This window comes from Sphingomonas sp. R647 (assembly GCF_020177055.1).
Classification (GTDB): domain Bacteria; phylum Pseudomonadota; class Alphaproteobacteria; order Sphingomonadales; family Sphingomonadaceae; genus Sphingomonas.
In genome coordinates this window covers 138019-163140 of sequence record NZ_JAIQXT010000005.1, presented here as the reverse complement: position 1 = coordinate 163140, position 25122 = coordinate 138019, and the positions used below count along the sequence as shown (strand labels likewise).

The window sequence follows — 25122 nt, the reverse complement described above, 5'->3', positions numbered from 1 at the left end:
ATCATGCGTTCATCCACTGGCGGATCACCGCAGTCGCCTCTGGCGCGTTGCTGGCGACCATGTCGCCGACCTTGCGCAGGTGCGACGCCTTGATCTGGCCATCGACATTGCTGAGCTGAATATCATGGTCGAGCAGTGGCACGTCGGACTTGGTGCCCTGCATCGTTTCCAACTGCTTGAGCGCCTCGGGATCGCCATCGGCCGCCTGCTGCGCGATCGCGAGCATCTCGGCGTCCCTGTCGCTGGGCAGCATCGGTGGCGCGGCGGGATCGGCCGCAGCCTCCTTGTTGGCGCGCGATCGCAGCATGCGCAGGACGATGAGGCCGATGGCGCCAACCAGCAGCACCTTGAGCAGTCCGACGACCTGGTCGGACGTGAAATAGGAATACCAGGCGGTTTGCGCATCGGCGGGTTCGGCCGGAGCGGCAAAGGCGAGGCTTTCGACCACCACGCTGTCGCCGCGTTCGGTGTCGATGCCCACGGCATTTTCGACCAGCCGGGTCAGCTGCTGCTTGCGCGCTTCGGGCAGGCCCTGTGCGCCGCCATCGACGGTGACCGCGACCGACAGGCGGGTCAGCTTGCCCGGCTCGCGGGTAACGACGCTGCGGGTCGAGCTGTTGGCATAGGTCGTGTCTTCGGAATTTTCCTTGCGCGCCTGCTGGCGGGTGTCGCCGCCGGCGGCACCGACTGGCTGCTGCTGTGCCTCGGGCAGCTGGTTGCCGACGGTCGCGGCCTGCTCGTCGCTATTCTCGCTGCTCTGGTCGTCGCTCTCGACCGTCACCTGACGTGCGATCACCTGCTTGTCGGGATCGAACACGTTCGATTCCTCGCGGGTCGCGTCGCGGTCGATCTGCGCGGCGACTTCCGCGCGGACCTTGCCCTGGCCGACGATCGGTTCGAGCAGCGCGATGATCTCCTCGCGCATCTTCGCCTCGATCTGCGACTGACGTTCGTCGACGCTGCCACCGCCCGCCGCGCCCTGTTCGCCCGCGCGGGCGAGCAGCGCGCCAGACTGGTCGACGATCGACACGGACTCTGGCGACAATTCGGGGACGGCGGAAGAGACGAGGTAGCGGATCGCCTGAATCGTCTCGGCGGGCAGGCGGCCCTTGGTCTTGACCGTGACCGAAGCGGTTGCGGGACGCGCCTCGGCGGCGAACATCGCCCGCTCGGGCATCACGATATGGACGCGCGCGCCCGACACGGCGTCGAGGCTCTGGATCGAGCGGACGAGCTCGCCCTCGATCGCGCGGGTCTCGTTCATCTTGGCGCGGCTGGCGGACACGCCGAACGGCTGTTCTTCGTCGAGTACCTCGTAGCCGATCTTGCCGCCCAGCTTTTCACCAGCCATCGCCATGCGCAGCTCGGCGAGCTTGTCGACCGGAGCCATCACGGCAGTCCCGTCGGCGGAAAGTTCGAAGGGTACGTTCTGCGCCTTGAGCTTTTCGCTGATCGCGGCCGCGGCGGACGGGTCCAGATCGGTGTACAGGAACCCCATCGTGCTGTTCTCGCCGCGCAGTGCGACCATCGCCAGCGCCGCCATGATCAATGCCGCGACGCCGCCCATGATGATGAGCCGTTTGGCCCCCAACTGCGCGATCAGACCTTTAACCTGCTCCAAGCGGCACCCTATCAGACTACCGGGACTGCCTGTCCCTCAGGTCAATTATAGATGCGGAGCGGGCGGCAGGTTTTGCCGGGGGGAAAAAATTGCCGAGTGGGGAAGCGGCTGGCCGCTCGGATCCGGCTGCGCGGGATTCCAAACAAAAGCGCCCCCGGACGGGGGAGGTCCGGGGGCGCCGATTGCGGAGGCGACCGGGCAGGGGAGCCGAGCCGTCCGACACGCTATTGATAGAGGATCAGGCGGCCTGCCTGTCGTCGGCGGGAAAAAGATTATTGAGTTCGCGCAGCACGGCCTCCTCACGCATCGCGCGGTCGAGCGTGAGGCCACCCTCGTCCCACTCGATCCGCGCGTCGCCGCTGGCGAGCGAGGGGTCGTGGGTGACGTGAAGGTTCAGGCGGCGGCGGTCATTGGCCTGACGTGTCGCGATCCGCTCCTCGATCTGCTCGGCCATGTCGGGGTGGATGCGCACGACCAGTTCGGTGCCACGCGCGACCTGAGACAGCGCCCGCCCGATCGCATCGTCGATCGCCTGGGCAGGGGAAGCGAGCAGCGGGTGTCCGGCGAGATGCTGGGCGACCGCAAGCACCAGCTCGGCGGCCTCGCGGGCCGTGTCGGCGCGGAAGTCTGCGCGCTCTTCGACCATGCCCTCGACCCCGGCGTGCAGCGCGTCCATCGCCGCGAGCAGCGCATTGTCGCGGTCCGAGCGGGCGGCGTCGAGCCCCGCCTGAAACGCGTCGGCGCGCGCCCGCGCCAGTTCCTCATTCTGCATGTTGCGCAGATGCGCCAGCTCGTCCTCCAGCGCCTCGATCTTGATGACGAGGGAGATGGTGTCGTCATGTTCGACGGTGCGCGCCGCCTCTCGCGCGCTGAAAACGCGGTCGAAGCCGAACGGCTTTGTACTGAACGAAAGGTCCATGTGCCGCCTCCTAGACGATCATCGTGTCGTCGCTCTTGGGGTCGACCAGCACGATCTCCCCCATATCGGCGAGGTTCTTGGCAAGGCGGACCAGTGCGGTCTGGGCTTCTTCGCAGTCGCGCGCGCGGACAGGGCCCATCGACGCCATGTCCTCGCGCAGCAATTTTGCTGAGCGTTCGGTCATGGTCGAGAAGAACAGCGAGCGGATATTTTCCGGCGCGCCCTTGAGCGCGAGCGCCATCTGGCGCTTGTCGGCCTGGCGGACGATGACCGCGATCGATGCGGGCAGCAGGCCGCCCAGATCTTCGAAGGTGAACATGAGCGAGCGGATGCGGTCGGCCGCGTCGGGCGAGCGGGTGTCGAGCGCAGAAAGCATGCTCTCTTCGGTCGAGCGATCCATCGCGTTGAAGATCTCCGCCATCGCTTCATGCGGGTCGCGGCGCTGGGCGCGCGCGAAGTTCGCCATGAACTCGGTCTTCAGCGTCGCTTCGACTTGCGCCAGCACTTCCTTTTGCACGGTCTCCATGCGCAGCATCCGCTGTACCACATCGACCGCGATGTCGCGGGGCAGCGCGCCAAGCACGCGCGCGGCATGGTCGGACTTGAGCTTGGACAGGATCACCGCGATCGTCTGGGGATATTCGTTGCGCAGATAGCCGGCGAGCACGCCTTCATTCACGTTGGACAGCTTGTCCCACATCGTCCGGCCCGACGGACCACGGATATCTTCCATGATCTCTTTGACCCGATCGGAATCGAGGACGCTGTTCAGCAGCCGCTCGGTCGTCTCGTACGAGCCGTGGCACGAGCTCATCGACGACATCTCGGCCTGAAACTGGTTGAGCAGATATTCGATCAGGTTCGACGGGATCCGGCCGAGCTGCGACATGCTCTGCGACAGCTCCTTCACCTCGTCGATCGACAGCTGTTCCCAGATCGGCGCGCCATGCTCCTGGCCCAGCGCCAGCATCAGCGCGGCGGCACGCTCGCGCTGGTTGAGCTTCTTAAATTCTGGCGGTTCCACGACCGGAGTCATCATCATCGTCTAGTTCCCCTGCATTATTCGTAGTTAACCCGTCGGTTCGTCCTACGACCCCTCTATTATGGACTCGAAAGGGGGCACCCGGTCGCGTGAGGACAGCAAGATGAACATCAATTCGGGATTGGCAGGGTTGACCCTGTTGGGTGCCGATACGAGCTGGTTCTCGGCAGCGGGCATCGGTCAGGCGATCGAGAGCAAGGCCGTGCGCGAGGCGAAGGCGCAGTTCACGCTGCCCGAAACCACCCCGCCCTGGCGTGAGGCCGGGTCTACCGGATCGATCTCGACCCAGATCGCGGCGATCCGTCGTCTGGCGACGATCATCGACAAGCCGCTGACCGGCGTCCGCGCGCTCCCCACCGACGTCCAGACCGCCTTTACCACCTGGAAAGCGCTCGACCGCCTCAATGTGCTGGCGACGACCGCGGCCAAGCCCGGCCTGTCCGCCACCGAACGGTCACAGCTCGCCTCGACCTTCACCAAGGGGCTGGCAGATCTTCAGACCTATATGGGCACCGCGCCCTCCGACAAATTGGAGATGTCGTTCGGTCAGCCGGTGCGCCGCGCTGAAAGTGCGGTAGTCGCACCGGGCACGGGTGGCCTGAGTGTCAGCGTCACAGGCAAGGGCGTCGTGGCCAAGCGCGATGAGGTCCTGTCGCAAATGTCTGGAACCGAACGGTTCCGCGTCACGCTCGAGCGCGGCAGCTCGGTCGACACGGTCGTGATCGACCTTGGCTCACTGCCAGAGCCGCCGACGCTCGATAGCGTCGCCAACCTCGTCAATCAGGCGATCGCCAATATCCCGATGCGCGATACCGGCGGCAATGTCGTGCTCAACCCCGACGGCACCCCGGTGCCGAAATGGAAGGTCGCGTTCGAGCCGCAAAAGACCGAAGAAGACGGCTGGGCGATGGCGATCAACCGGCAGGGGCTTGAGACCGTCTCGATCGATCAGGTCGATGCGCCCGACGCGCTGATCGTCGCTACCGGCCGCACCGGTCTTGAAACGCCAACTGCCGCCCGCGTGCTCCGGATCGACGATCCGGAAGCGGCGATGACCAACAAGACGCTGGCGACGATCGAGGCAAAGGACCGGCTGACGACCAAGGCGGTGGCGACCACCACCGACGCGGTGGCGACCGATGCCGATGGCTTTGCCTATGTCGTCGGCACCGCGTCCGGCGATCTCGACGAACTGCGCGCTGCGGGCACGCAGGACCTGTATCTCACCAAGATGGACAGCATCGGCAACGTCGTCTGGCAGCGCGCACTGGGCGCCGCCGACAGCGCGTCGGGGGCTGCGGTCACGGTTGCGGAAAATGGGGACATCGTCGTCGCCGGCACCGTGTCCGGCAGTTTCGACGGTACCAGCGCCGATGCCGACATGCTCGTCGCGCGCTATGCCAATAATGGCGACGAGATGTTCGCCAGCCGCATCCGCTCGGTCGGTGAGGACCGTGCGACCAGCATCGCGATCGCCGATGATGGCGCGATCCTGGTCGGTGGCCGCGCGGGGCAGGGCGGGGGCGATGCGTTCGTCGCCCGGCTCAACGGCACCGGCGCGGTTACCCAGCGGGTCAAGCTGCCCAGCACGGGCGATGAGAGCATTACCGCGATGGCGATGACTGCCGACGGTCGCCTCGCCGCGCTGACCAAGGAGGGCGCGACGTCGAAGCTGCGCTTTCTCGATCCCGCCAATCCCGGCACCGAACTGGGCTCGGTCGACCTTGGCACGGCAGACGCGCGCGCCATCGCGATTGCGCCGGATGGATCGATCGCGATCGGCGGCACGACGCTAGCGGCGCTGCCGGGCACGCAGGTCAACGGCATTTCCGGCGGTCGCGACGGCTTCGTCGCGCGCCTTGCTGCCGATGGCAGTGGCATGGCCGTGACCTATCTCGGCACGGCGGGCAACGAACAGGTCGACAGCCTCGCCTTCACCAACGGCAAACTCTATGTCGGGGGACGCACCACCGGCGACCTTGGCGGTACGCGCAGCGGCCCGACCGACGGCTTTGTCGCGCGGGTCGATCCGGTCAGCGGCGGCGTCGAGAAGATCACCCAGTTCGGCCAGCCGACGCTGCGCACCGAACCGGTCCGCGTCGCCGCGTCCGAGGGCGGCTCGAGCAAAGTCGAGGCGCTGGGCCTTGGCCGTGGCGTGGCAACACCCGATGGCTCGCTCAAGCTGACCACCGGCTCCAGCCTGCGCGCCGGCGACAATTTCCAGATGCGGATTGGCGGGGGCGTGATCCGCACGATTACCATCGGCAAGGACGAAACGCTCGCCACGCTCGCCGACAAGGTGCGCAAGATCACCGGATCCAAGGCGCTGGTGACGACGCCCAAAAAGGATGACGGCGCGATGCTGCGCGTGTCGCCCAAGGCAGGGATCGATATCGAGTTCATCGCCGGGCCAGCTGGCCGCGACGCACTCGAAAAGCTCGGTCTGCCGGCAGCGCGCGTTTCGGGGATGGACCCGATCGACAAGAACGCGCCGCGCGTCCGCCCCGGCGGCAGTTTTGGCCTCGGCCTCAACCCGGCGCTGTCGATCGCGGACCAGAAGTCGGCGACCGCAGCGCTTGCCAAGCTCAAATCCGCGCTCTCGATGTCCCAGACGAGCTATCGCTCGCTATATTGGGATGACACGAAGCAGGCGATGGTCGAGGGGGGCCGGAAGGGTGGGAGCACCGTGCGCGAACAGGCCCAGATGGCGAACTATCAGGCCGCGCTCAGCCGGCTCTCCTCCGGCCCTTCGACGTCCATAGGGTTCTGACACCATGTCCGATCTGATCGGCGGGATTGCCCGCAACATGAAACATCTCTCGGAGCGCCAGCGCGTGCTGTCCGAGAATATCGCAAACAGCGAGACGCCGGGGTTCAAGGCCCGCGATGTCCGCGCACCCGATTTCAGCGACCTGATCAACACCGGCAACAGCAGCGCGTCGATCGCACGGCCGCAGGTGCAACTGACTGGCGGCATGGCCGCGCTCGGCGCGCGCGCGCCGATCTCGGCGGGCAGCGTGATGCTCGATGCCAATACCAGCGAGACCAAGCCAGATGGCAATAACGTCACGCTGGAGGACCAGCTGCTCAAGATGGGCCAGGTGCAGGCCGACTTCGCGGCGATGACCAGCCTCTATCGCAAGAGCCAGGGGCTCATGCAGTCGGCGCTCGGCCGCAAGGGCGGCGGCTGACGACGCCGACCGACCGGCACAAAAAAGGGGCCGTCCCAGCCGGGACGGCCCCTTTTTTGTGTCCGCTCCGGCTTCAGGCGGCTTGGCGCAGCGGCATCGGCGTGCCCTGTTCCTCGAGCGTGAAGCGTTCAGTCAGCCGCGCGAGCGCGCGCGCCTCGTCTGACAACGCGCGGGCGGCGGCATTGCTTTCCTCGACCATCGCGGCGTTCTGCTGGGTGAATTCGTTCAGCGTCGTGAAGGCTGAGCTGACCTCGCTCAACGCGCTGGTGTGCGATCCGTAATCCTCGGCCATGTCGGTCAGCAGCTGGTGGACGCCCTCGACCACCTGCTCGATGCCGTTGAGCGCACCGTCCACCTGGCCGATCGCGGTAACCGCGCTTGCCACCTGATCCTGGGTCGCGGTGAGCTGTTCGCGTGCGCGCTTGGCCTCTTCTTCCGAACGCATCGCAAGCTGTCCGACCAGATCGGCGACGACGGCAAAGCCACGGCCTGCCTCGCCGGCGCGGCCAGCCTCGACCGCCGCGTTCATTGCAAGGACTCGGGTCTGGAACGCAATCTTGTCGAGGCCCTCAATGACGTCGTCGATGCCCTTCGCGCTGGTCGCGACGCACTCCATCGTCTGGACGGCGTCGTCAGTGACGCCGCGGCCGCGACGCACGCTGTCGATCGCCTCGTCGGCGCGGGCGACGGTTTCGCGGACGGTGCTGTTGCCTCTGCTCAGTCGCGCGTCGATCTGCCCGATGGCGGAAGATGCCTCGTCGATCCGTGCGCTGGTCCGCTCGCTGCGGGCAGCGAGATCCTCGGCGGCGTGCGCGATCTGACTCGAGTTATGATCGAGCTGCGCCGCGCCGCCCGATACCGCGTCGACCAAAGTCCGCAGCGATTCGATCGCCTGGTTGAAATAGGCCTGGATCGTCGCATAGCCGCTCGGCATGGTCCCGGTGATGCGATGGTGAAGCTCGCCGCGGCTCAGGCCTTCCAGCCCGCGCGCCAGCGCGGCGGATGCGCTTTCCAGTTCGCGCATCCGCTGTTCGCGCTCGGCGGCGATGGCTGCCTCGGTCGCGCGCTGGACGGCGTCCTTTTGCGTAATCGCGTCAAGCAGCGCCACGACGCGCGCGGAAATGAAGACGAGCGCGCCGGCTTCACCGAGCAGGATCACCGCATGGAGCAGGATCCGCGCGAACGAGGAACCGCCGAGAAATACCCAGTCCGGAACTGCCATGCCGAGCACGAGATGGTGAACTGCGACAACGAGCGTCGCGCCGATGATCGCGCGCCAGTCGCAGAGCACTGCGGTGATGGCGAGCGCGGCGAAGAACGCCATATGCAGATCGACCTGCCATGCCATCCCGCGAAAGGCGAAGAGCATGATCGCCGGGATGGCGACGAGCGCCATGCTCGCGGCGATGCGCGCGGTTGAATCGGTGGCGCCCGTCCGCCACAGCCAGGTCGGGTAGGCGAGCAGGGCGACCAGCGCGAGCAGGACGGTCACGAAGCCATCCGCACCGGTGACCAGCATGCCGGCCAGCAGCGCCAGGGACAAGGTTGCTGCCACCGACATCACCAGCGTCAATCCCGCCTTGCGAATGCCGTCTAGCGTCAACTCATTCATTCCAACCGTTCCTTCCGGTACATATCTCTGGTCGCGCGGCGAGTGTGATCGCCCCGTGGCGCCACGTTTCCCGCACGATGGCGTCCCTGTTTCCGATGACGATCAGCGAGCCTGGCACGGGGCCTGAACCGATCAGTCCGGCATCGGCACGCGCGATCCAGTCGATCACCTCCGCCTGACGCGCCGGGATCAGCGGCACGATCAGCATCGCGCCCTCGCGCGGCGGCGCCCCTGCGGCGATCAGCGGTACCGCAAGCGGAAGCGCGACGGCGAAGGCGAGGCGTGCGTTCAAAAGCTGGTGTTGACGGAGATTGGCACCGCCATCCCCACACCGGCCATCGCACCCGATGCGCCATAGGCGCTGCTTCCGCTGCCATGGCGGCGGCGCGCGTCGGCGGCGATTTCCCCCATCATTTCGTCCGACAGGTCAATCTGGCGCTTGAGCGCCGCGCCATTGGCCGCGCAGATATCGCGCAGTCGGCCCGCAACCTCGAACAGCTCGGCGCGCGTCTCCGGATCGAGTGTGTCGCGCCATCCGGGGTTGGTGCGGTCGAGCCGTGCGACTTCGGTATCGACCGCGCCGACCAGTCGGGTCTTGGCCTGAACCAGCCCGGCGATCTCGCCACGGCGACCATGGCTCAGCAGCAACGTCTCTTCCTCGCTGATCGACGCCAGCGAGCGGAACAGGTCGAGAAGTTCAGTTTCCATCGGTGTTGCCCCCCTGCAATTTGATGATCTGGTCCATGACGGCCGGCGCCAGGCCGATCCCGCCCTTGGCAGCGATGGCGGTGCCGAGATTTTCGGCCAGCACGCCGCGGAACATCTGTTCGCCATGCCCGCCGGAAAACTCGCCCTCTTCGACGCTTTCGAGCATCAACTGGGTCATCTGGCCGATGAACACCGCCTCAAACGCCTGCGCGGTTTCCTTGTTCTTGGGCGTAGGCACGCTCGGCGCGGCGCCGGTGGTCGCGGCGGCGGGGGTGGAAAGGGGGCTCATCACTGCACCTCGATATCGGCTTGGAGCGCGCCGGCGCTCTTCACGGCCTGAAGAATGGTGATCAGGTCGCGCGGGCTGACGCCGAGCGCGTTGAGGCCGGCGACCAGCGAGGCGAGCGAGGTTTCGCCGCCCAGCGTGCCGAGCGATCGGCCAGTGCCGTCATCGACCGTCACCTGAGTGCGCGGCACCACCTGAGTCTGGCCCTGCGACAGCGGCGCAGGCTGCGACACCTGCGGCGATTCCGCGACGCTGATGGTCAGCCCGCCCTGCGCGATCGCGACCGGGCTGACGCGCACATTCGCGCCCATCACCACGGTGCCCGAAGCTTCGTTGACGATCACCTTGGCCGGCTGATCGACCGAGACCGGCAGGTTTTCGATGCGCGCGACCAGATCGACCACCGAACCGGGGAAACCGGGTCCGGGCTTCAGCTCGACGGTCGCCGGATCGAGCACTTCGGCGGTGCCGGCGAAGGTCGAGTTGATCGTGCCCGCAATCATGTTGGCGGTGGTGAAGTCGGGGTTCTTGAGCGCCAGCTTGAGGCTAGTCGCGCTGCGCAGCGCGAACGGCACTTCACGCTCGATGATCGCGCCATCGGCGATGCGGGCGGAGGTGGAGACGCCGCGGCTGATGCTCGCCGCTGCGCCCTGTGCCTTGAAGCCGGACACGGATACCTGTCCCTGCGCGACGGCGTAGATTTCGCCATCGAGCGCGCGGAGAGACGAGGCGATCAGCGTTCCGCCCTGAAGGCTGGTGGAATCGCCGAGCGCCGACACGGTCACGTCGATCCGCGATCCGGCACGCGCAAAGGGCGGCATGGTCGCGGTGATCGAGACCGCAGCGACGTTCATCGTCTTAAGCTGTGACCCGCGCACATTGACGCCCATCCGCTCCAGCATCGCCTGCATCGATTCCTCGGTGAAGGGCGTGTTGCGGGTGCGGTCGCCGGTTCCGGCAAGGCCAACGACCAGACCGTATCCGACCAGCTGGTTGGGCCGGACATTCTCGATGTCGACGATGTCCTTGATCCGATGCGTGCTGTTCGCCGCCGCGGTGCCGGGCACCGCGAGGGTCAGCGCTAACAACAGCAATCTCAAAATGTGCATAAACCTGTCCATCGTCTCCGAAATGCCGTTAATCTTCTTATAGAAAGAGAAAGGCCCATTCGGTCTTTGCGGAGGTGAGAAGACAGTGCAGATCCAGGGCGTCTCGATGCCGGTCCAGATGGTGCTCAACGCACTGTCGCGGTCGGACGCCGCCCTGCGCCTGGCCCTCCCGAAAATGGCGATGCCTGAGGCACCGCAGCAGGGGCAGCAGGCCGGCCCGACGCTCCAGGCCGCGACCACCGTCCACGTCCTGCTCGCTGCAGCGACCGCGCTCGAAACGCCGAAGGACAAGCGGCGCCGCGAGGCACGGCCGGCGGCACGCGGGCTGGAAATCCTTGAAAAATTGCATGCTGCGCAGGTGAAGGGCACGCCCGACGAGGCGGTGCTCGACGCGCTGACGCAATGGGCGGCGGTGTTCGAGATGCCCGACGATCCCGATCTTGCCGACATCGCCCGCGATATCGAGCTGCGCGTCCGCGTCGAACTCGCCAAGCACGACCGCACGGTCTGATCCGCAATTCTAAATCGGCATGGTTAACGGTGCGCCGGCGCGTGACCGTCGCGCTGCAGCCTTAATTTCCGCCGCGCGCGAGCTTCAGCACATAGCTGATGACTTCTGCCACCGCCTGATAATGCTCGAGCGGGATCGGGTGATCGATCTCGGCACTCGCGTAGAGCGCGCGGGCGAGCGGGCGGTTTTCGACCAGCGGCACGCCATTGGCGGTCGCGATCTCGCGGATCTTGAGCGCGATCGCGTCGGTGCCCTTGGCCACCACGATCGGCGCGTTCATAGCGCCATGGTCGTAGCGGAGCGCGACCGCAAAATGGGTCGGGTTGGTGATGACGACAGTGGCGGACGGGACCGCCTGCATCATCCGCTGGCGCGAGCGCTTCATACCAATCTGGCGCATCTTGCCCTTGATCTTCGGATCGCCCTCCTGCTCCTTATGTTCGTCCTTCATGTCCTTGAGCGACATCATGTTCTTCTTCGTCCAGCTGTACCGCTGATAGAAGAAGTCGGCGGCGGCGATCACCGCAACCAGCACGACGACCGAGGTCAGCACGCTGAGGATCATCTGCTGCGACAGATCCGCGATCATTGTTGGGCCGATGCCGACCATGGTTTCAAAACCTGGCAGGAACGGCCACAGAATGATCGTCCCGATGGTCGCAACGACGATCAGCTTGGCGAGCGTCTTGGCAAACTCGAACAGGCCCTGTCCGCCAAACATGCGTTTGAACCCGGACACCGGGTTGATCTTTGAGAGCTTGGGCGCGATGCGGCTGAAGCTGATCATCGGGCGCCCTTGGGCGAAGCCGCCGAGCAGCGCGAAGCCAAACAACACGCCAAGCAGGGGCAACAGCGCTCCGGCCAGTTCGCCGAGGATATAGCCGCCGAAATTCTGCGCACCATCAGGGTTGAACAGGAAATCGTCGGCTCTGCCCCAGATCCGGGCGAGGGATCCGGCCAGTGTGGATGCGGCATGCGCGCCCAGCCCGCCAGTGATGACGATCAGGCCCAGAAACATCGCCGCCTGGCGCATTTCCGGCGCCATCGGCACATCGCCCTTCTTCCGCGCATCGTCGATGCGCTTCTGACTGGGGGCGAATGTTTTCGAGTCCTTGTCTTCGGAGTCCGATCCACCAGCCATCGCGTCAGCTCCAGCCCATATTCATCCACATCGCGATGCTGTTCGCGAAGGTGACGAGCGTCGCCCCCAGCGTGGCCGCGGCGATGGTGATTCCGAGCAGCAGGTTGAGCGGCTGGGCGATGAAGAATACCTGCAGCGCCGGCGCGACGCGCGCGACCAGGCCAAGCACGGTGTTGAAGACGATGCCATAGACCAGCAGCGGCGCGGCGAGCGACACGCCAAGCGCGAGCGAATTACCCGCTACCTTTACCGCCAGCTGGGCGAAGTCATGGCTGTTGGGCACGACGCCCACGGGAAACAGGCCATAGGATTTGATCAGCGCGCCGAGCCACAGATGGTGGACGGCCATCGCAAAACACACGACCGCAGCGGCAACTCCGACAAACTTGGACAGGATCGGCGCCTGACCCGACTGAGCGGGGTCGAACACCATCGCCGAGGTGAGGCCGATCTGCAGGCTGATCAGCGATCCGGCGATCGCGATCGCCTGGTACATGATCCGCATGATCAGGCCGAGCCCGATGCCGACCAGCAATTCCGCGACGAGGATACCGGCGAGCTGAATATCGGTGACGTCGGCGATCGGGATCACTTTGGCCGACAGGAAACTCCACAGGCCGAGCGTCATGCCCATCCCCGCGAACAGGCGGATCTGCGCGGGCACCGCATCTTCCGAAAACACCGGCAACAGCATCAGCACCGACCCAACCCGCGCAAACAGGATGAGGAAGGCGGTGGCGTGCAGCGGCAGGTCTTCGATCATCGCGCGGTCAGCCGCCCTGGACGATCTTGTCGCTCAGCACCCGCATGAAGTCGCCAAGTGCGGAGCCGATCATCGGAAAGCTGAGCAACAGGGTGATGCCCATGATGATGATCTTGGGAACGAAGGTCAGCGTCTGTTCCTGAATCTGCGTCAGCGCCTGAAGCAGGCCAATCGCGACGCCTGTAAACAGCGCGGCGAACAGCAGCGGCCCGGCGACGGTGAGGGTGAGGATCAGCGCGGCGCGCCCGATCTCGATGGCGGAATTTGCGTCCATCGATTCGGCCTAGATCTGCATCCGCATGATTTCGGAATAGGCGTTCACCACGCGGTCGCGCACAGCGACGACGGTGTCGAGCGCGACTTCGGCGGCGCCCATCGCGGTCACCACGTCGATCAGGTCGCCCTTGCCCGCGATCTGGCGCGTGGACGCGGTCTCAGCGGCTTTCAGGCTGGACGACGCCTCGCCGACCATGCCCTGGACGAGCTGGCCAAAGCCGCCGGCGGCCGGCGCGTCGGTGGCGCCGGGGCCGCCGATGCCGGGGCCGCGCGACAGCGGCGAAACGCCCGCGGCGCGGCCATAGGCGGTGGCGGCGTCAAGTGCTCCGATGGACATGGATGCTTCCCTTATTTCAGCAGGTCGATGGTGCGCATCGTCATGCCCTTGGCGGCTTCGATGGCGCTGAGATTGGCTTCGTAGGAGCGCTGTGCAGCCTTGAGGTCGGCGGTCTCGACGAGGCCGTTGACGTTGGGCATGTTCACATAGCCGCGCGCGTCGGCAGCGGGGTTGCCCGGCTGATAGACGCGCTGAAATGCGGATTTGTCGGTGGCGACGCCCTTGACCGACACCTTGGTCGCACCGGTCGCGCGATCGACCTCGGCGGCAAAAGTTGCCACCCGGCGGCGATAGGGGTCGCCGCCCGGCGTCTGCGACACCGAGCTCTGGTTGGCGAGGTTCTCGGCGATCACGCGCATCCGCAGCGACTGGGCACGCAGGCCCGAGGCGGAGACCGAGACGGCACTTTTGAGGTCCATGATCCCAAATCCGGCGCGGCGGGCAGGAATTGCCCCCGACAGCTTTCTTATAGGCAAGTTTTTCCGGGTCGGTCGGACCGGGGGTAAATTCTGCCCCCTATAAACACGGTATGACGACCACGCAGGGGAACGCCGTGCTCAACGATATCATGGTTGAACTGTCGATCGTGCTGGGGTCCACCCGGCTACCGATCCGACAGGTACTCAAGATGAGCCGCGGCGCGATCGTCGCGCTCGACAGCACCGACGCCGATCCGACGCTGATCTACGTCAACGACACGCTGATCGCCAAGGGCCGCGTGATCGTAAGCGGCGAGCATATGTCGATCGAGATTTCCGAAGTCGTCTCTGCGAGCGCAGCAGCATGACGATTCTGGCACTGTTGCGCATGTTCGGTGCGCTCGCGATCGTGCTCGGTCTGCTTGCAGGCGTACTTTGGGGTGTGCGGCGCTTTGACATCCGGCTGCCCGGGCGGTTGGGCGCGGGCCGCACCCCGGAGAAGCGGCTTGAGGTGGTCGAGCGGCTGACCGTCGACCAGAAACGCTCGCTGCTGCTGGTGCGCCGCGACAATGTCGAACATCTCGTTCTGATGGCGCCCGAGGGCAATGTCGTGTTGCACGAGGCGCGCATGGACGCGCCCACGCTGCGCCTGATCGACTCCCCGGCGCCGCAGCCTGCGGTGCCCATGCCGGTCGAGCCGGCCCCCATGGTGGCTGCACCAATCTTCGACGCGGCGCGCGATGGCAGCGACACGCCGGGATCGACCGCGTTCCTCAGCAATCTCGAACGCTTCCAGACGTTCGCGAGCGCGCGGATCGCCCGACATGCCTAAGCTGCTTCGCGTCGGTCTCGCCGCTGTCCTGCTACTGATTCCTGCCACTGCCGCGGCTGCCGCGGGGGGCGGGGCAGGGGGCTCGGCGCTGGATCTGGCAGGCGGGTCGATGAGCGGCAAGGCGATCGGCATGGTCGCGCTGCTGACCGTGCTCAGCCTGGCGCCTGGCATCCTGATGACGGTGACGTCGTTCACCCGCATCGTCGTCGCGCTGTCGTTGCTGCGCACCGGTCTCGGCGCGCAGGGCGTCCCGCCCAACCCGGTGATCATCAGCCTGGCACTGTTCCTGTCGATGTTCGTGATGACGCCGACGCTGGAGGCGGCGTGGACCGCCGGGATCAAACCCTATACCGAAGGCAAGATCACCGAGGATGTCGCGTTCGAAAAGACCGCCGCGCCGTTTCGCAAGTTCATGCTGAGCCAGGTGCGCGACGACGATATCGCACTGTTCAACGGCCTTGCCGCAGAACCGGCCAAGACCCGTGCCGAGGTGCCGCTTGGCACGCTGATCCCGGCCTTCATGATCTCCGAGCTGCGTCGCGCGTTCGAAATCGGCTTTCTGTTGCTGCTGCCCTTCCTCGTTATTGACCTCGCCGTGTCGGCGGTGCTGATGGCGATGGGTATGATGATGCTGCCGCCGACGACGATCGCCTTGCCGTGCAAGATCATCTTTTTCGTGCTGGTCGACGGCTGGGCGCTGGTGGCAGGCAGCCTGATCCGAAGTTTCGGGACGGGGTAGGCTTCTGGCATTCGCAACGACCGTTTGCCCTGAGCTTGTCGAAGGGCCGTATCCCGGCCGGACTGAGTGCGGGACCGGTGCTTCGACAAGCTCAGCACAAACGGCGTTGGAGACGCCCGCTTGGCTGAAGCCTAATCCCGCCGGCCGAACCGACTCGCCGGATCGAGGAGCCAGGCTGACAGCGTCTCGAACCGCAATGGGGTCAGGAATTGCAGCCCGGCTGCGTCCTCGCGCTGCCAGCGGATCGCGGCGTTGACCGTGCCCAGCTGGGGAATATGGACCGACAGCGTCCCTTGCGTCAGCGTGCGGCTGAGCCCGTCAATCCGCAGCCCGCGCTGATTGATGTCGCGCAGCGTCGCGGCGAGGCGTCGGCCGTCGCAGGTGACGAGCACCGCGCATTCGGTTTCGAGCCGTGGCAGGCGGTTGTGCCAGCCCTGTTGCTTGGGCGACGGCTTCAGGATCAGTTCGGCGGGAACCTTCGACAGGAAGCGCAGGCCGCACGCCCCGCCCTGAGACCAGGCGATTTCGGCATCCAGCAGCTCAGCGCCGCGCAGCTCGAGCTGCACGCGCTCGCCGCGCGACAGGGCGATTGCGCACTCGATCCGTGCGCCGCTTTCGGAGATGTTGCGCACCCGGCAGACGACGTCACCGCGCGGTGTCACTAGGCGCCCGACCAGCAGGGTCGTGACCAGCCGGGTGTCGCCGCCACTGCGGCGGTCGTCGAGCGCGGTCGGCGCACTGTCCCAGCGCTCGGGATGGTCGCTGTACATCACGCCGGCTCGGCCTTTGTGATCGCGACCTTGCGCACCTTGTCCGGACCGATCGCCTCGCGCGCCGCCTCGATCACCACGCGGCGGAAATTGTCGAGATCGGGCAGCATCCCGTCCGCGCCCGCCGCCAGCGGCACCTTGAAGGTACGCAGGTTGATCGCGTGCTGCAGAAAGGGGAGGCGCGCAGTGACTGCTTCGACCTGGCTTTCGTCGACCTCCAGCTGGACCTCGAACGTCGCATAGCCGGACAGCTTGCCGTCCTTCAGCACCAGCGGCGCGGTCATCGCGGGGACGGTGACGAACTGGCCCGGTTCTTCTTCGGCGGGTTCAGGCTTGGCGGTCGTCGCGCCAGCAGGCGTGCCGAGGAAGAAGTTGGTCGCGTAGCCGCTCCCCGCGCCGATCGCACCGCCGGTGATCAACAGGATAATGGGGAACAGGATCTTCTTCATTGTCCTGCGCTCACAGTTTGAAACTTGAATCGGCGGGCGTCGCGGGGGATTCACCCTTGACGATGATCGTGATGCGACGGTTTTCGGCGCGGGCCGGCTCGCCCGGGTACATCGGCTGGCTGGCCCCGCGCGCCATCACCCCGGCGATGCGGTCGGCGGTGATCCCACCACCCAGCAGCGTCGATCGCGCGGTCAGCGCGCGCTCGCCCGACAGGCGCCAATTGGCGTCGGTATCGCCGCCGGCGCCGTCGGTATGCCCTTCGATCGTCAGGCGTGCGCCCGACCGGGCGAGCTTTTCGGCGACGGTGTTTAACTGGCGGCGGGCAAAGTCGTTGAGCTGCGCGGTGCCGGGCCGGAACATCGGCTGGCGCACGCTGTCCATCAGCGTGATCCGCAGTCCGTCCTCGTCGGACTCGATCTTCTGCTGCGCGCTCGCCTCAGCGGAAATCGCGTCGAGCGACACGCGCAGCTCCTGCGCCAATACACGCAGCGTCGCGTCCGGGATCGTTGCGGAGCCGCCGCGCGCGGTGCCGACGCTCTGCGCCTCCATCGCGGGAACACCGGCGGCCTTGGCCTGATCGGCATTCTTGGCGCGGCCATGCCCGCCCGATCCGGCCTGAGCGCCGCCGGCAGCATTGCCCGCGCTCCCCACCATCGGCGGGCCGGGGGTGAAATACTCGGCTAGACCCTTCAGCGTTTCCTTGTCGGGGTTGCTGATGAGCCAGAGCAGCATGAAGAACGCCATCATCGCGGTCACGAAGTCCGCATAGGCAACCTTCCACGCGCCGCCATGATGGCCACCGGCCACCTTCTTGATCTTGCGGATCACGATTGGCCGCGTGTTGGGTGCCTGGCTGGCCATGATCAGTGCGCCGCCTGCAGGGCAGCGTGCAGCCGCTCATGGATCTGGCCGAGGCGCACGGGCGCGATCGCGCTGCGGGTGCAGGCGCCAGCGGCGAGCCGGTCGAGCACCGCCGCGCTTTCCTCGGTGCATTGGACGAGCAGGTCGAACGCCTGGAGCTTGTCGAGGTAACGGTCGACGAAATGCTCGTCACCGACCAGCACTTCGGCCAGTTGCTCGATCAGCGCGCCAACATGGCGCAATTCTCCCGCGACCGCGCTGTGCAGCGAGGCGATCATCGGGTCGGCTCCGGAATTGGCGACCATAGGGTTGTTGTTTTCTTCCATGATTAAACCCCTCAGAACAGGTCGATCTCGCCGCCATGCGCGGGCATTTTCGGCGGCAGCGTGACGGGCGGCGGTTCGGCGACATAGGTGCACCGGATCTTCCCGTCATAGGGCCGGAACTCGACCTTGCGCGCTTGCGTCCCGCCGGTGTCGTTCAGGCCGATGGCGATGCCTTCGGTTTTCAGGAAACGGACGGCAAAGGCGGCGTTGGCCGTGCCGATCCCGCCCAACCCTGCGATGATGTTCGCGCCGCCGTACATGTGCGCGCGCAGTTGCGAGCGCTCGGCACCCGCCTTCATCATGCCGTTGATGAGCAATTCCATCGCATGCACGCCATAGCGTTGCAGCTCGGACTGGCTGACCTTGTGGTCCGGGCTCGGTTCCCCCAGCAAGAAATGGTTCATCCCCCCGATGTGCGCACGCGCATCGTGCAGGCACACGGCGATACAGGACCCAAGCAGGGTGGAGATGACGATCTCCGGCTTCGCGATGACCGCGAACTCGCCCTGGATGATCGTGATCTTGCTGGCGGTGATAACACTCATGACAAGTCGCCGAACACGCGCTCGATCTTCTCCTTCAGCGCTGCCGGCGCAAAGGGCTTCACGAGATAGTTGTTGACCCCCAATGCCGCCGCCTTCGCCACGACCTCACGGTCCGACGATCCGGTGAGCATGATGAACACCGTCTTGGCGAGGGTTGCATCGTTGCGAACGGTCTCAAGGAATTCGAGTCCGTCCATCTCGGGCATATTGTAGTCCGAGATGATGAGGTGGACGCGATCCACGCGCATCGCCGACAGCGCTTCGGGCGCGGTCGCCTTGTCGCGAATATCCTTGAATCCAAAGTCCTGCAGGGCGCGACGAATCATCGCGCGCATACTGGTCTGGTCGTCCACGACCATGACTCGGATAGCTGACGCCGCGGGCATTTAACGCTCCTGATACTTGCCGCGCGAAGCGGCGAGGATGGCACCTGCCATGGCAGACAGGCTGGTTTCGGTGTCGACCGCGCCGGCCAGGAGCGCCGCACGCGGCATCCCCCACACGACGCAATCCTCGCGGGACTGGCCGAAGGTGCGCGCACCGGCCTGGCGCATCGCCAGCATGCCGTTCGCGCCGTCGGTGCCCATCCCGGTCAGGATCGCGGCAACCGCGGACTTGCCGAGCCGGGCAACCGAGTCAAACAGCATGTCCACGGACGGACGATGACCGTTCACCGGATCGGCCGCGACCAGTTTGATCCGGCCATGCGTGCCGCCGTCGAGCACCATGTGGTGCGAGCCGCCAGGCGCAATATAGACCGTGCCGCGCTGAAGCTGGGCACCGTCGGTGGCCTCGACCACCCGCACTGCGCAGCCACGATCAAGCCGGGCAGCGAAGCTGGCGGTGAACGCCGCCGGCATATGCTGAACGACCAGCACTGGCGGGCAATCGGTAGGCAGCTCGCCGAGCACGTTGAACAGCGCTTCCACGCCGCCGGTCGATGCCCCGATCGCGATGACGACATCGCGGAAGGGGGGTTGGCCGGGGGCCGGGGCAGGGGGCTGACGCTGCGCAGTCGGGGCCACATGCCCCCTGCGCGCCTGCGAGCGCGCGGCACCCTTGACGGTTGCACGCAGCTGTTCGGCACCAAGCGCCAGCTCGGCGGGGCCGCCGGATGGCTTGGCGATGCAGTCGACCGCACCGAGGCGCAGTGCCTCGATCGTCACCTCGGCACCCGCTGCGGTCAGCGACGAACACATCACCACCGGCATTGGCCGCAGCCGCATGATCCGCTCAAGGAACGACAGTCCGTCCATCCCCGGCATCTCGACGTCGAGCGTCAACACATCGGGATTGAGTTCCTTGATCATGTCGCGCGCGGTGTGCGGCTCAGGGGCGGCGCCGACGACTTCGATCTCGGGGTCGCCCGACAGGATGCGCGTCAATGCCGCCCGCATGGACGGGCTGTCATCGACGATCAGGGCACGGACCCGCTTCATGCTGCACCGTCCGTTTTTTGATAGATGGTGTTTCCACAGCTGCGCATCTGCGCGACCGCGGGGCCGATCAGGCGTTCGCTGTGTCCGATATAGAGGTAGCCGCCGGGCTTGAGCAGCGCGACCAGCCGTGCCTCCAGCTCTTCCTTCGCCGTATCGTCAAAGTAGATCATGACGTTGCGGCAGAAGATCGCATCATAGCGCTGGCGCATCGGCCATTCGCCGAACAGGTTGAGCACCCGCGCCGTCACCAGCGCGCGCGCCGCCTCTGCCATGCGATAGCCGTTGCCTTCCGGCACCATCCACGCCTTGCGATAGGCTTCCGGCACGCCGTCCACGCCCGACGCGGCGTAGAAGCCCTCGGCTGCGGCGTTGACCACCGGTTCGGAGATGTCGGTCGCGAGCAGGCGGATGTCGCGGTTGCGCATCCATTCTGCCTGACTGCGCTCCGACCCCATCAGCGTCATCGCGAGCGTATAGACTTCCTCGCCGCTGGAGCAGCCGGCCGACCACATCCGCACCGGCGCACGCGTCGGATCGCTCTTGAGCTGCGGCAGCAGCACGTCGCGCAGATGGTCGAAATGATGACACTCGCGGAAGAAATGCGTGTGGTTGGTGGTCAGCGCAGTGACCAGCAGCCGCAGCTCTTCCGGATCCTTCTCGGCAAAGGCGACATAGTCCTTGAACGACGCCAGCCCGCGATCGCGAAGGCGGCGCGACAGGCGCGAATGCACCAGCACCTTCTTCGTCGGCGGCAAGCTGATGCGTGCCTCGGTCATCATGATCCGCGCGATCGCCGCGAACTCGCTGTCGCCGAGCGGCGGGGCGCCGTCAGACAGCAGCGGGCTCATGGGCGCAGGCGCCAGCGACATGCTCATTACGCGGCCAGGTCCAGATGACGGGTGATCGACAGCGCGTCGAGGTCGAGCAGCAGCACCATCTGGGCGCTCGGCTCGCTTCCGTCGCGGGCGCGGGCGGTGATCTGGATCAGACCCGAGATCACGTTCGATTCCTGCAGCTCGACATCGGGTGCCGCCTGGATCGCGCTTTCCTGGATCGCGACGATGTCATCGACCTCGTCGACCAGGAAGCCGGCCTGCTTGCCCGCGATGTTGACGACCAGCACGCAGGAGCGCGCGTGGATCTCGCTCGGGGTCCAGCCTAGCCGATCGGCGAGGCCGATCACCGGTACCACGGTGCCGCGCAGGTTGGTGACGCCCAGGATGTAGCCGGGAACGCCGGGGAGCGGGGTCGGTTCGGCCCATTCACGGATTTCGATCAGCGAGCGCATGTCGATGCCGAAATTGCGGCTGCCGAGCGTGAAGGTGACGATCTTGATCTCGTCGGCGGGGGTCTCTTGGTCGTTCATGCTGCAAGTCCTCTCAGAAGGTTGCGGGTCTGTCCGGCCGGGGCGACGAGCGCCTCGACGTCGAGGATGAGTGCGATCGAACCGTCGCCAAGGATGGTGGCGCCGCCCAGACCGCGGATCGGATGGAGGTTCTGCTCCAGGCTCTTGATCACCACCTCGCGGCGGTCGTCGATCGTGTCGACGAGCAGGCCGACGCGGCCGGCGCTCTCGCTCTCGACGATGATCACCAGGCTCTCATGCACCGGGCGATCCTCATTGGCGTGGAGCCCGAAGACCTGGGTGAGGCGACGGACCGGGAGATAGTCTCCGCGGATCTCGATCACTTCGCTGCCCGGCGTGGTCGCGCTGACCTGGCCCGGCTCGGGGCGGATCGCCTCGATCACGGTGGCGAGCGGGAGCACGAAGCGCTGACCGGCGAGCCGGACGACCATGCCGTCGAGGATCGCGAGCGTGAGCGGCAGCACCAGGGTGAAGCTTGTGCCCTTGCCCGGAACCGATGCGATCTCGACCCGACCGCCCAGCGCCTCGACGTTGGATCGGACCACGTCCATTCCCACGCCACGACCCGAGATGTTCGAGATCGTCGCCGCGGTCGAGAAACCGGGGGCGCAGATCAGCTGATCGATTTCCTCGTCCGTCAGCACCGCATCGGCGGCCACGATGCCCTTTTCAACAGCCTTGGCGCGGACGCGGGCGCGGTCGATGCCCTTGCCGTCGTCCGACACCGTGACGATGATGCGGGCACCCTTCTGCTCGGCCGACAGGACGATCGTGCCCTGCGCCGACTTGCCGGCGCGCAGCCGCTCTTCGGTGCTTTCAAGGCCATGATCGACCGCGTTGCGGATGAGGTGGGTCAGCGGGTCGCCGATCTTCTCGATCACGCCCTTGTCGACTTCGGTCATCTCACCATGCGTCTGCAGGTTCACCTGCTTGCCGGTCTCGGCCATCAGGTCGCGCAGCATACGCGGCACGCGGCTGAACGCCTGTTTGATGGGCTGCGCGCGCAGGCTCATCACATTGTCCTGAATCTCGCGCGTCAGGCGGGCGAGTTCGGGCAGCTCGACCCGCTCCTGATCCTTTGCGCTCAGGCGATCGGACAGGATCGAATTGCGGATCACCAGCTCGCCGACCAGGTTCAGCAGCATGTCGAGCTTGACCAGATCGACGCGGATCGTCTGCGATCCCGAGTCCGCAGCGGCAGGCGGCGGTGCGGCAGGGACTGCCGCCAGCGCCGGCGCGGCGACGGTGGCCGCAGCGGTCACCTGTTCGATCAGCGCGCGGGCATCGTCCAGACGCTCGGCACGGGCATCGGTTGCCGGGGCTTCGACGGCGCTCGGCTCGACGCGGCTGATCGCGATGTGCGAATCCGGCGCGACAAAGTCGAACGCATCGTTGATACGCGATTCGGCGGTCCAGCCAGGCAGCTCGATCGTCCAGCGCAGATAGGATTGCTCAGGGTCGACGTCGCGCAGACCGGGCAGCGCGTCGCAATCGACCGCGACCACGCGGCCGCCATTGTCCTCCAGCTCGCGGATCACCAGGACTGGCTCGGCCCCGGCGGCCATCGCGTCGCGCGACGGACCGAATTCGACGCGCCACACTGCTTCGGCGGGCTCTTCCGGCTCGTCCGGGGTCTCTTCGGGTGCGTCGAAATCGAAATCGAGTGCGACGGCGACCGGCTCGAACCCGAACGGGTCTTCCTCTTCGGGCGCAGTCGCGACCGGTGCTTCGACGGGCGCAGGCGCGGGGGCCGCGGCGACAGCGGGGGCGGCCTCGCCATCCAGGATTGCCTGGATCGCAGCCAGCGACGCGCTGTCATCGGGCAGCGGGGCGGTGCCCTGCGACGCGCCGACATGATCCGACAGAACGTCGAGTGCCGACAGCATCACGCCAACGGTTCCAGGCGTCGGGTCGATGCGACCAGCGCGCACTTCGTCGAGCAGATTCTCGAACTTGTGGGCAAAGGCGGTCAGCGCGACATGGCCGAATGCGCCCGCGCCACCCTTGATCGAGTGGACCGCACGGAACACCGCCGCGATCGTACCGGACGACACGTCGCCCGCCTGCATCGCCGACAGCCCCTGTTCGGCGGCGGCCAGCCCCTCGGCGCATTCTTCAAAGAAGATCGCCTGGATATCGTCCATATCGTCGCTCATGGGCAGACGCGGCGGATCGCCGCTCCCAGCTTCTCGGCCTCGAACGGCTTGGTGATCCAGCCGGTGGCACCGGCCGAGCGGGCGCGCGCCTTCTTCTCGTCCGAGAATTCGGTCGAGAGGACCAGGATCGGCGTGCCACGGAATTCGGGCAGGCCGCGCACCGCTTCGATCAGCTCGAAGCCGTCCATTTCCGGCATGTTGATGTCGGTGATGAGCAGGTCAGGCTTGACCTCCTGCATCCGCTCAAGGCCGTGGCGCCCGTCATTGGCGGCCTCGATCTTGAAACCCTGGGCGGTGAGCGACGCCTTCAGCAGCATGCGCATGCTGGCGGAATCGTCGACGGTAAGAATCAGCTTGCTCACGATTGCATTTCCTCTGTCTGGCTCAGGCCCAATCGGTCACTCAGACCAAGCGCCTCGATCCTGGCCAGGAAGGCGGGGCTGGGGTTCTTGATGATCAAGCGATGGCCAGTCGCTTCAGCTTCGGTTCGCGCGGCCAGCAACAGCTGGAGCACGGCCTGGCCGACACTTTCGACCGCGCTCGCGTCGACGACGAGGTCGCCTCCGAAATCTGCCGCGAGCACGAGGCGAACCTTGAGCTCCTCGGCGGTCACCGTCACGCCATGGGTAGGCAGTTCGATGATGCCGCCCGGGGACGGCGCCAGTTCAGGCGGGTTGGGCTGCGAAGTCACTCTTTGCCTCCTCGAGCGCGGTTTCTAGTTGCTGGAAGCTCGGCGCCTTGTCCGAAGGCGTCGCGCGACGTGCGATTTCGACCGCCACCTGCGTCGGCATGCCCTGAGCGTGCGCGACGATGGCGGTCTTGGCGATGATGAAGGGCTTGCCATCGGCTTCGATCACCTGGCCCAGCTTGGCGGCCAGCGGGCCGACGAAGCAGTAGGACAGGAGCACGCCGAGGAAGGTGCCGACCAGCGCGCCGCCGATCATTGCACCGAGCACCTCGACCGGCTGGTCGATCGATCCCATGGTCTTGATGACGCCCAGCACGGCGGCAACGATGCCGATCGCCGGCAGGCCGTCCGCCATTTGCTGCAGCGCATGCTGCGGGTGCATCTCGTGGTGATGATGCGCCTCGATGTCGTTTTCCATCGCTTCGGCGATCTGATGCGGATCTTCGAAGTTCACCGTCATCATGCGCAGATAGTCGCAGATGAAATCGGTGAGGTGATGATCGGCGATCAGGCGCGGGTAGCGGCTGAAGATCGGGCTGTCCTTGGGCGAGTCCAGATGCGGCTCGATCGCGGTCGCGCCGCCCTTCTTGAACGCGGACAGCAGGCCGAACATCAGCGTCAGCAGGTCGCGATAGTCGGAATCCTTCCAGCGGCTGCCCTTGAACGACTTGGCGATGCCCTTGCCGGCGGCCTTGACCACCGAAAGCTGGTTGGACACCAGGAACGCGCCGATCGCCGCGCCGCCGATCGCCATCATTTCATGGGGCAAGGCGTGCAGAATCACGTCCATCTTGCCGCCAGCCATGATGTAGCTGCCGAACACGCAGATCATAATTATCACGAATCCGACGCCGTTAATCATGATGCTGGCCGTCCCCTGCCGTGTTTGATGGTCCCGTGGATTATAGGCGGGGGGCAGGGGGGGCGGACGCGCTGTGCGTCTTTTAGATATTTGTTTGCGGTGCCGATGCATGCGCGACCGGACCGACGCTGACCACTCTAGATAGGTGTAAAC

Annotated in this window: 32 protein-coding genes; 6 read left to right on the top strand and 26 right to left on the bottom strand. The window is 66.0% G+C overall.

What is annotated here, in order from left to right:
* Position 1: 1 nt before the first annotated feature.
* From fliF to fliG, 3 genes are all read right to left on the bottom strand, one after another.
* Positions 2-1621 carry a flagellar basal-body MS-ring/collar protein FliF gene (fliF, locus tag K9B35_RS13745; protein WP_224922430.1) on the bottom strand — a complete coding sequence of 540 codons (1620 nt, stop codon included), beginning with the start codon at positions 1619-1621 and terminating at the stop codon, positions 2-4.
* Between the two features lie 238 nt (positions 1622-1859).
* A complete protein-coding gene (locus K9B35_RS13740; protein ID WP_224922429.1) occupies positions 1860-2540 on the bottom strand; it encodes a FliH/SctL family protein in 681 nt (226 codons plus the stop codon).
* A 10-nt stretch (positions 2541-2550) separates the two neighbouring features.
* The gene (gene fliG / locus K9B35_RS13735; RefSeq protein WP_224922428.1) at positions 2551-3582 is read right to left on the bottom strand and encodes a flagellar motor switch protein FliG; all 1032 of its coding nucleotides are present in this window, start codon (positions 3580-3582) and stop codon (positions 2551-2553) included.
* A 103-nt stretch (positions 3583-3685) separates the two neighbouring features.
* Between fliG and K9B35_RS13730 the strand changes: the two genes are divergently transcribed.
* Complete coding sequence (locus tag K9B35_RS13730; RefSeq protein WP_224922427.1) at positions 3686-6352, top strand: hypothetical protein; 2667 nt, start codon at positions 3686-3688, stop codon at positions 6350-6352.
* Between the two features lie 4 nt (positions 6353-6356).
* Positions 6357-6773 (top strand): flagellar basal body protein, encoded by a 417-nt coding sequence (locus K9B35_RS13725; protein WP_224922425.1) that lies wholly within the window; start codon positions 6357-6359, stop codon positions 6771-6773.
* A gap of 73 nt (positions 6774-6846) precedes the next feature.
* Here the strand turns inward: K9B35_RS13725 and K9B35_RS13720 are convergent, their stop codons facing one another.
* The 5 genes from K9B35_RS13720 to K9B35_RS13700 are packed head-to-tail and all read right to left on the bottom strand — an operon-like array spanning position 6847 to position 10488.
* The gene (locus K9B35_RS13720; RefSeq protein WP_224922424.1) at positions 6847-8385 is read right to left on the bottom strand and encodes a methyl-accepting chemotaxis protein; all 1539 of its coding nucleotides are present in this window, start codon (positions 8383-8385) and stop codon (positions 6847-6849) included.
* The gene (locus K9B35_RS13715) at positions 8378-8677 is read right to left on the bottom strand and encodes a hypothetical protein (protein ID WP_224922423.1); all 300 of its coding nucleotides are present in this window, start codon (positions 8675-8677) and stop codon (positions 8378-8380) included. The genes K9B35_RS13720 and K9B35_RS13715 overlap by 8 nt, the downstream gene beginning before the upstream one ends.
* Positions 8674-9093 carry a flagellar protein FlgN gene (locus K9B35_RS13710; RefSeq protein ID WP_224922422.1) on the bottom strand — a complete coding sequence of 140 codons (420 nt, stop codon included), beginning with the start codon at positions 9091-9093 and terminating at the stop codon, positions 8674-8676. Before K9B35_RS13710 ends, K9B35_RS13715 begins: the two co-directional genes overlap by 4 nt.
* Positions 9083-9382 carry a rod-binding protein gene (locus tag K9B35_RS13705; RefSeq protein WP_224922421.1) on the bottom strand — a complete coding sequence of 100 codons (300 nt, stop codon included), beginning with the start codon at positions 9380-9382 and terminating at the stop codon, positions 9083-9085. Before K9B35_RS13705 ends, K9B35_RS13710 begins: the two co-directional genes overlap by 11 nt.
* A complete protein-coding gene (locus K9B35_RS13700; RefSeq protein WP_224922419.1) occupies positions 9382-10488 on the bottom strand; it encodes a flagellar basal body P-ring protein FlgI in 1107 nt (368 codons plus the stop codon). Before K9B35_RS13700 ends, K9B35_RS13705 begins: the two co-directional genes overlap by 1 nt.
* An 85-nt stretch (positions 10489-10573) precedes the next feature.
* Here K9B35_RS13700 and K9B35_RS13695 point away from each other — a divergent pair, with 85 nt between their 5' ends.
* On the top strand, positions 10574-10999 hold the full coding sequence (locus K9B35_RS13695; protein WP_224922417.1) for a flagellar assembly protein FliX: 426 nt from the start codon (positions 10574-10576) through the stop codon (positions 10997-10999).
* Between the two features lie 61 nt (positions 11000-11060).
* Here the strand turns inward: K9B35_RS13695 and flhB are convergent, their stop codons facing one another.
* The 5 genes from flhB to flgC are packed head-to-tail and all read right to left on the bottom strand — an operon-like array spanning position 11061 to position 13935.
* The gene (gene flhB, locus K9B35_RS13690; protein WP_224922415.1) at positions 11061-12140 is read right to left on the bottom strand and encodes a flagellar biosynthesis protein FlhB; all 1080 of its coding nucleotides are present in this window, start codon (positions 12138-12140) and stop codon (positions 11061-11063) included.
* Between the two features lie 4 nt (positions 12141-12144).
* Positions 12145-12903: a flagellar biosynthetic protein FliR gene (fliR, locus tag K9B35_RS13685; RefSeq protein WP_224922413.1), complete on the bottom strand. Its 759-nt coding sequence runs from the start codon at positions 12901-12903 to the stop codon at positions 12145-12147.
* Between the two features lie 7 nt (positions 12904-12910).
* Positions 12911-13177 carry a flagellar biosynthetic protein FliQ gene (locus K9B35_RS13680; protein ID WP_224922412.1) on the bottom strand — a complete coding sequence of 89 codons (267 nt, stop codon included), beginning with the start codon at positions 13175-13177 and terminating at the stop codon, positions 12911-12913.
* Positions 13178-13186: 9 nt separating this feature from the next.
* Positions 13187-13516, bottom strand: a complete 330-nt coding sequence (locus tag K9B35_RS13675) for a flagellar hook-basal body complex protein FliE (protein ID WP_224922410.1) — start codon at positions 13514-13516, stop codon at positions 13187-13189.
* Positions 13517-13527: 11 nt separating this feature from the next.
* On the bottom strand, positions 13528-13935 hold the full coding sequence (gene flgC, locus K9B35_RS13670) for a flagellar basal body rod protein FlgC (RefSeq protein ID WP_224922409.1): 408 nt from the start codon (positions 13933-13935) through the stop codon (positions 13528-13530).
* A gap of 110 nt (positions 13936-14045) precedes the next feature.
* Here flgC and K9B35_RS13665 point away from each other — a divergent pair, with 110 nt between their 5' ends.
* From K9B35_RS13665 to fliP, 3 genes are read left to right on the top strand one after another with little or no spacing between them, the layout of a single operon-like run.
* Positions 14046-14303 carry a FliM/FliN family flagellar motor switch protein gene (locus K9B35_RS13665; RefSeq protein WP_224922408.1) on the top strand — a complete coding sequence of 86 codons (258 nt, stop codon included), beginning with the start codon at positions 14046-14048 and terminating at the stop codon, positions 14301-14303.
* Positions 14300-14767, top strand: coding sequence for a FliO/MopB family protein (locus K9B35_RS13660; protein WP_224922407.1), 468 nt, complete (start codon positions 14300-14302; stop codon positions 14765-14767). Before K9B35_RS13665 ends, K9B35_RS13660 begins: the two co-directional genes overlap by 4 nt.
* A complete protein-coding gene (gene fliP, locus K9B35_RS13655) occupies positions 14760-15506 on the top strand; it encodes a flagellar type III secretion system pore protein FliP (protein WP_224922406.1) in 747 nt (248 codons plus the stop codon). The genes K9B35_RS13660 and fliP overlap by 8 nt, the downstream gene beginning before the upstream one ends.
* Positions 15507-15637: 131 nt before the next feature.
* Here fliP and K9B35_RS13650 read toward each other — a convergent pair whose 3' ends face one another.
* From K9B35_RS13650 to motA, 13 genes are read right to left on the bottom strand one after another with little or no spacing between them, the layout of a single operon-like run.
* The gene (locus K9B35_RS13650; RefSeq protein WP_224922405.1) at positions 15638-16276 is read right to left on the bottom strand and encodes a PilZ domain-containing protein; all 639 of its coding nucleotides are present in this window, start codon (positions 16274-16276) and stop codon (positions 15638-15640) included.
* The gene (locus K9B35_RS13645; RefSeq protein WP_224922404.1) at positions 16276-16725 is read right to left on the bottom strand and encodes a hypothetical protein; all 450 of its coding nucleotides are present in this window, start codon (positions 16723-16725) and stop codon (positions 16276-16278) included. Before K9B35_RS13645 ends, K9B35_RS13650 begins: the two co-directional genes overlap by 1 nt.
* A gap of 10 nt (positions 16726-16735) precedes the next feature.
* Positions 16736-17587, bottom strand: a complete 852-nt coding sequence (locus K9B35_RS13640) for a flagellar motor protein MotB (RefSeq protein WP_224922403.1) — start codon at positions 17585-17587, stop codon at positions 16736-16738.
* A 2-nt stretch (positions 17588-17589) separates the two neighbouring features.
* Positions 17590-17913 (bottom strand): hypothetical protein, encoded by a 324-nt coding sequence (locus K9B35_RS13635; protein ID WP_224922402.1) that lies wholly within the window; start codon positions 17911-17913, stop codon positions 17590-17592.
* A gap of 11 nt (positions 17914-17924) precedes the next feature.
* The gene (locus K9B35_RS13630) at positions 17925-18458 is read right to left on the bottom strand and encodes a chemotaxis protein CheD (protein ID WP_224922401.1); all 534 of its coding nucleotides are present in this window, start codon (positions 18456-18458) and stop codon (positions 17925-17927) included.
* The gene (locus tag K9B35_RS13625) at positions 18455-18844 is read right to left on the bottom strand and encodes a response regulator (protein WP_224922400.1); all 390 of its coding nucleotides are present in this window, start codon (positions 18842-18844) and stop codon (positions 18455-18457) included. Before K9B35_RS13625 ends, K9B35_RS13630 begins: the two co-directional genes overlap by 4 nt.
* Positions 18845-19897 (bottom strand): protein-glutamate methylesterase/protein-glutamine glutaminase, encoded by a 1053-nt coding sequence (locus K9B35_RS13620; RefSeq protein WP_224922399.1) that lies wholly within the window; start codon positions 19895-19897, stop codon positions 18845-18847. It abuts the gene before it with no gap.
* A complete protein-coding gene (locus K9B35_RS13615) occupies positions 19894-20745 on the bottom strand; it encodes a CheR family methyltransferase (RefSeq protein ID WP_224922398.1) in 852 nt (283 codons plus the stop codon). Before K9B35_RS13615 ends, K9B35_RS13620 begins: the two co-directional genes overlap by 4 nt.
* 26 nt (positions 20746-20771) lie before the next feature.
* Positions 20772-21263 carry a chemotaxis protein CheW gene (locus tag K9B35_RS13610; RefSeq protein ID WP_224922397.1) on the bottom strand — a complete coding sequence of 164 codons (492 nt, stop codon included), beginning with the start codon at positions 21261-21263 and terminating at the stop codon, positions 20772-20774.
* Positions 21260-23419, bottom strand: coding sequence for a chemotaxis protein CheA (locus K9B35_RS13605; protein ID WP_224922396.1), 2160 nt, complete (start codon positions 23417-23419; stop codon positions 21260-21262). Before K9B35_RS13605 ends, K9B35_RS13610 begins: the two co-directional genes overlap by 4 nt.
* Entirely contained in the window at positions 23416-23781 is a 366-nt protein-coding gene (locus tag K9B35_RS13600; RefSeq protein WP_224922395.1) for a response regulator, read from the bottom strand. Before K9B35_RS13600 ends, K9B35_RS13605 begins: the two co-directional genes overlap by 4 nt.
* Positions 23778-24110, bottom strand: coding sequence for an STAS domain-containing protein (locus tag K9B35_RS13595; protein WP_224922394.1), 333 nt, complete (start codon positions 24108-24110; stop codon positions 23778-23780). The genes K9B35_RS13600 and K9B35_RS13595 overlap by 4 nt, the downstream gene beginning before the upstream one ends.
* Complete coding sequence (motA, locus tag K9B35_RS13590) at positions 24085-24969, bottom strand: flagellar motor stator protein MotA (protein WP_224922393.1); 885 nt, start codon at positions 24967-24969, stop codon at positions 24085-24087. Before motA ends, K9B35_RS13595 begins: the two co-directional genes overlap by 26 nt.
* Positions 24970-25122: the final 153 nt, after the last annotated feature.

Excerpts from the sequence above, each read along its gene's own strand:
- K9B35_RS13625 (WP_224922400.1), bottom strand. The coding sequence starts at position 18,844 with ATGCCCGCGGCGTCAGCTATCCGAGTCATGGTCGTGGACGACCAGACC.
- K9B35_RS13730 (WP_224922427.1), top strand. The coding sequence starts at position 3,686 with ATGAACATCAATTCGGGATTGGCAGGGTTGACCCTGTTGGGTGCCGAT.
- K9B35_RS13610 (WP_224922397.1), bottom strand. The coding sequence starts at position 21,263 with ATGAACGACCAAGAGACCCCCGCCGACGAGATCAAGATCGTCACCTTC.
- flgC (WP_224922409.1), bottom strand. The coding sequence starts at position 13,935 with ATGGACCTCAAAAGTGCCGTCTCGGTCTCCGCCTCGGGCCTGCGTGCC.
- K9B35_RS13645 (WP_224922404.1), bottom strand. The coding sequence starts at position 16,725 with ATGAAGAAGATCCTGTTCCCCATTATCCTGTTGATCACCGGCGGTGCG.
- K9B35_RS13720 (WP_224922424.1), bottom strand. The coding sequence starts at position 8,385 with ATGAATGAGTTGACGCTAGACGGCATTCGCAAGGCGGGATTGACGCTG.
- K9B35_RS13640 (WP_224922403.1), bottom strand. The coding sequence starts at position 17,587 with ATGGCCAGCCAGGCACCCAACACGCGGCCAATCGTGATCCGCAAGATC.
- fliG (WP_224922428.1), bottom strand. The coding sequence starts at position 3,582 with ATGATGATGACTCCGGTCGTGGAACCGCCAGAATTTAAGAAGCTCAAC.
- fliP (WP_224922406.1), top strand. The coding sequence starts at position 14,760 with ATGCCTAAGCTGCTTCGCGTCGGTCTCGCCGCTGTCCTGCTACTGATT.
- K9B35_RS13665 (WP_224922408.1), top strand. The coding sequence starts at position 14,046 with ATGACGACCACGCAGGGGAACGCCGTGCTCAACGATATCATGGTTGAA.
- K9B35_RS13635 (WP_224922402.1), bottom strand. The coding sequence starts at position 17,913 with ATGGAAGAAAACAACAACCCTATGGTCGCCAATTCCGGAGCCGACCCG.
- K9B35_RS13630 (WP_224922401.1), bottom strand. The coding sequence starts at position 18,458 with ATGAGTGTTATCACCGCCAGCAAGATCACGATCATCCAGGGCGAGTTC.
- fliR (WP_224922413.1), bottom strand. The coding sequence starts at position 12,903 with ATGATCGAAGACCTGCCGCTGCACGCCACCGCCTTCCTCATCCTGTTT.
- K9B35_RS13660 (WP_224922407.1), top strand. The coding sequence starts at position 14,300 with ATGACGATTCTGGCACTGTTGCGCATGTTCGGTGCGCTCGCGATCGTG.
- K9B35_RS13740 (WP_224922429.1), bottom strand. The coding sequence starts at position 2,540 with ATGGACCTTTCGTTCAGTACAAAGCCGTTCGGCTTCGACCGCGTTTTC.
- K9B35_RS13605 (WP_224922396.1), bottom strand. The coding sequence starts at position 23,419 with ATGAGCGACGATATGGACGATATCCAGGCGATCTTCTTTGAAGAATGC.
- K9B35_RS13700 (WP_224922419.1), bottom strand. The coding sequence starts at position 10,488 with ATGCACATTTTGAGATTGCTGTTGTTAGCGCTGACCCTCGCGGTGCCC.
- K9B35_RS13710 (WP_224922422.1), bottom strand. The coding sequence starts at position 9,093 with ATGGAAACTGAACTTCTCGACCTGTTCCGCTCGCTGGCGTCGATCAGC.
- K9B35_RS13650 (WP_224922405.1), bottom strand. The coding sequence starts at position 16,276 with ATGTACAGCGACCATCCCGAGCGCTGGGACAGTGCGCCGACCGCGCTC.
- K9B35_RS13705 (WP_224922421.1), bottom strand. The coding sequence starts at position 9,382 with ATGAGCCCCCTTTCCACCCCCGCCGCCGCGACCACCGGCGCCGCGCCG.
- K9B35_RS13680 (WP_224922412.1), bottom strand. The coding sequence starts at position 13,177 with ATGGACGCAAATTCCGCCATCGAGATCGGGCGCGCCGCGCTGATCCTC.
- K9B35_RS13615 (WP_224922398.1), bottom strand. The coding sequence starts at position 20,745 with ATGAGCCCGCTGCTGTCTGACGGCGCCCCGCCGCTCGGCGACAGCGAG.
- motA (WP_224922393.1), bottom strand. The coding sequence starts at position 24,969 with ATGATTAACGGCGTCGGATTCGTGATAATTATGATCTGCGTGTTCGGC.
- K9B35_RS13620 (WP_224922399.1), bottom strand. The coding sequence starts at position 19,897 with ATGAAGCGGGTCCGTGCCCTGATCGTCGATGACAGCCCGTCCATGCGG.
- flhB (WP_224922415.1), bottom strand. The coding sequence starts at position 12,140 with ATGGCTGGTGGATCGGACTCCGAAGACAAGGACTCGAAAACATTCGCC.
- K9B35_RS13675 (WP_224922410.1), bottom strand. The coding sequence starts at position 13,516 with ATGTCCATCGGAGCACTTGACGCCGCCACCGCCTATGGCCGCGCCGCG.
- K9B35_RS13725 (WP_224922425.1), top strand. The coding sequence starts at position 6,357 with ATGTCCGATCTGATCGGCGGGATTGCCCGCAACATGAAACATCTCTCG.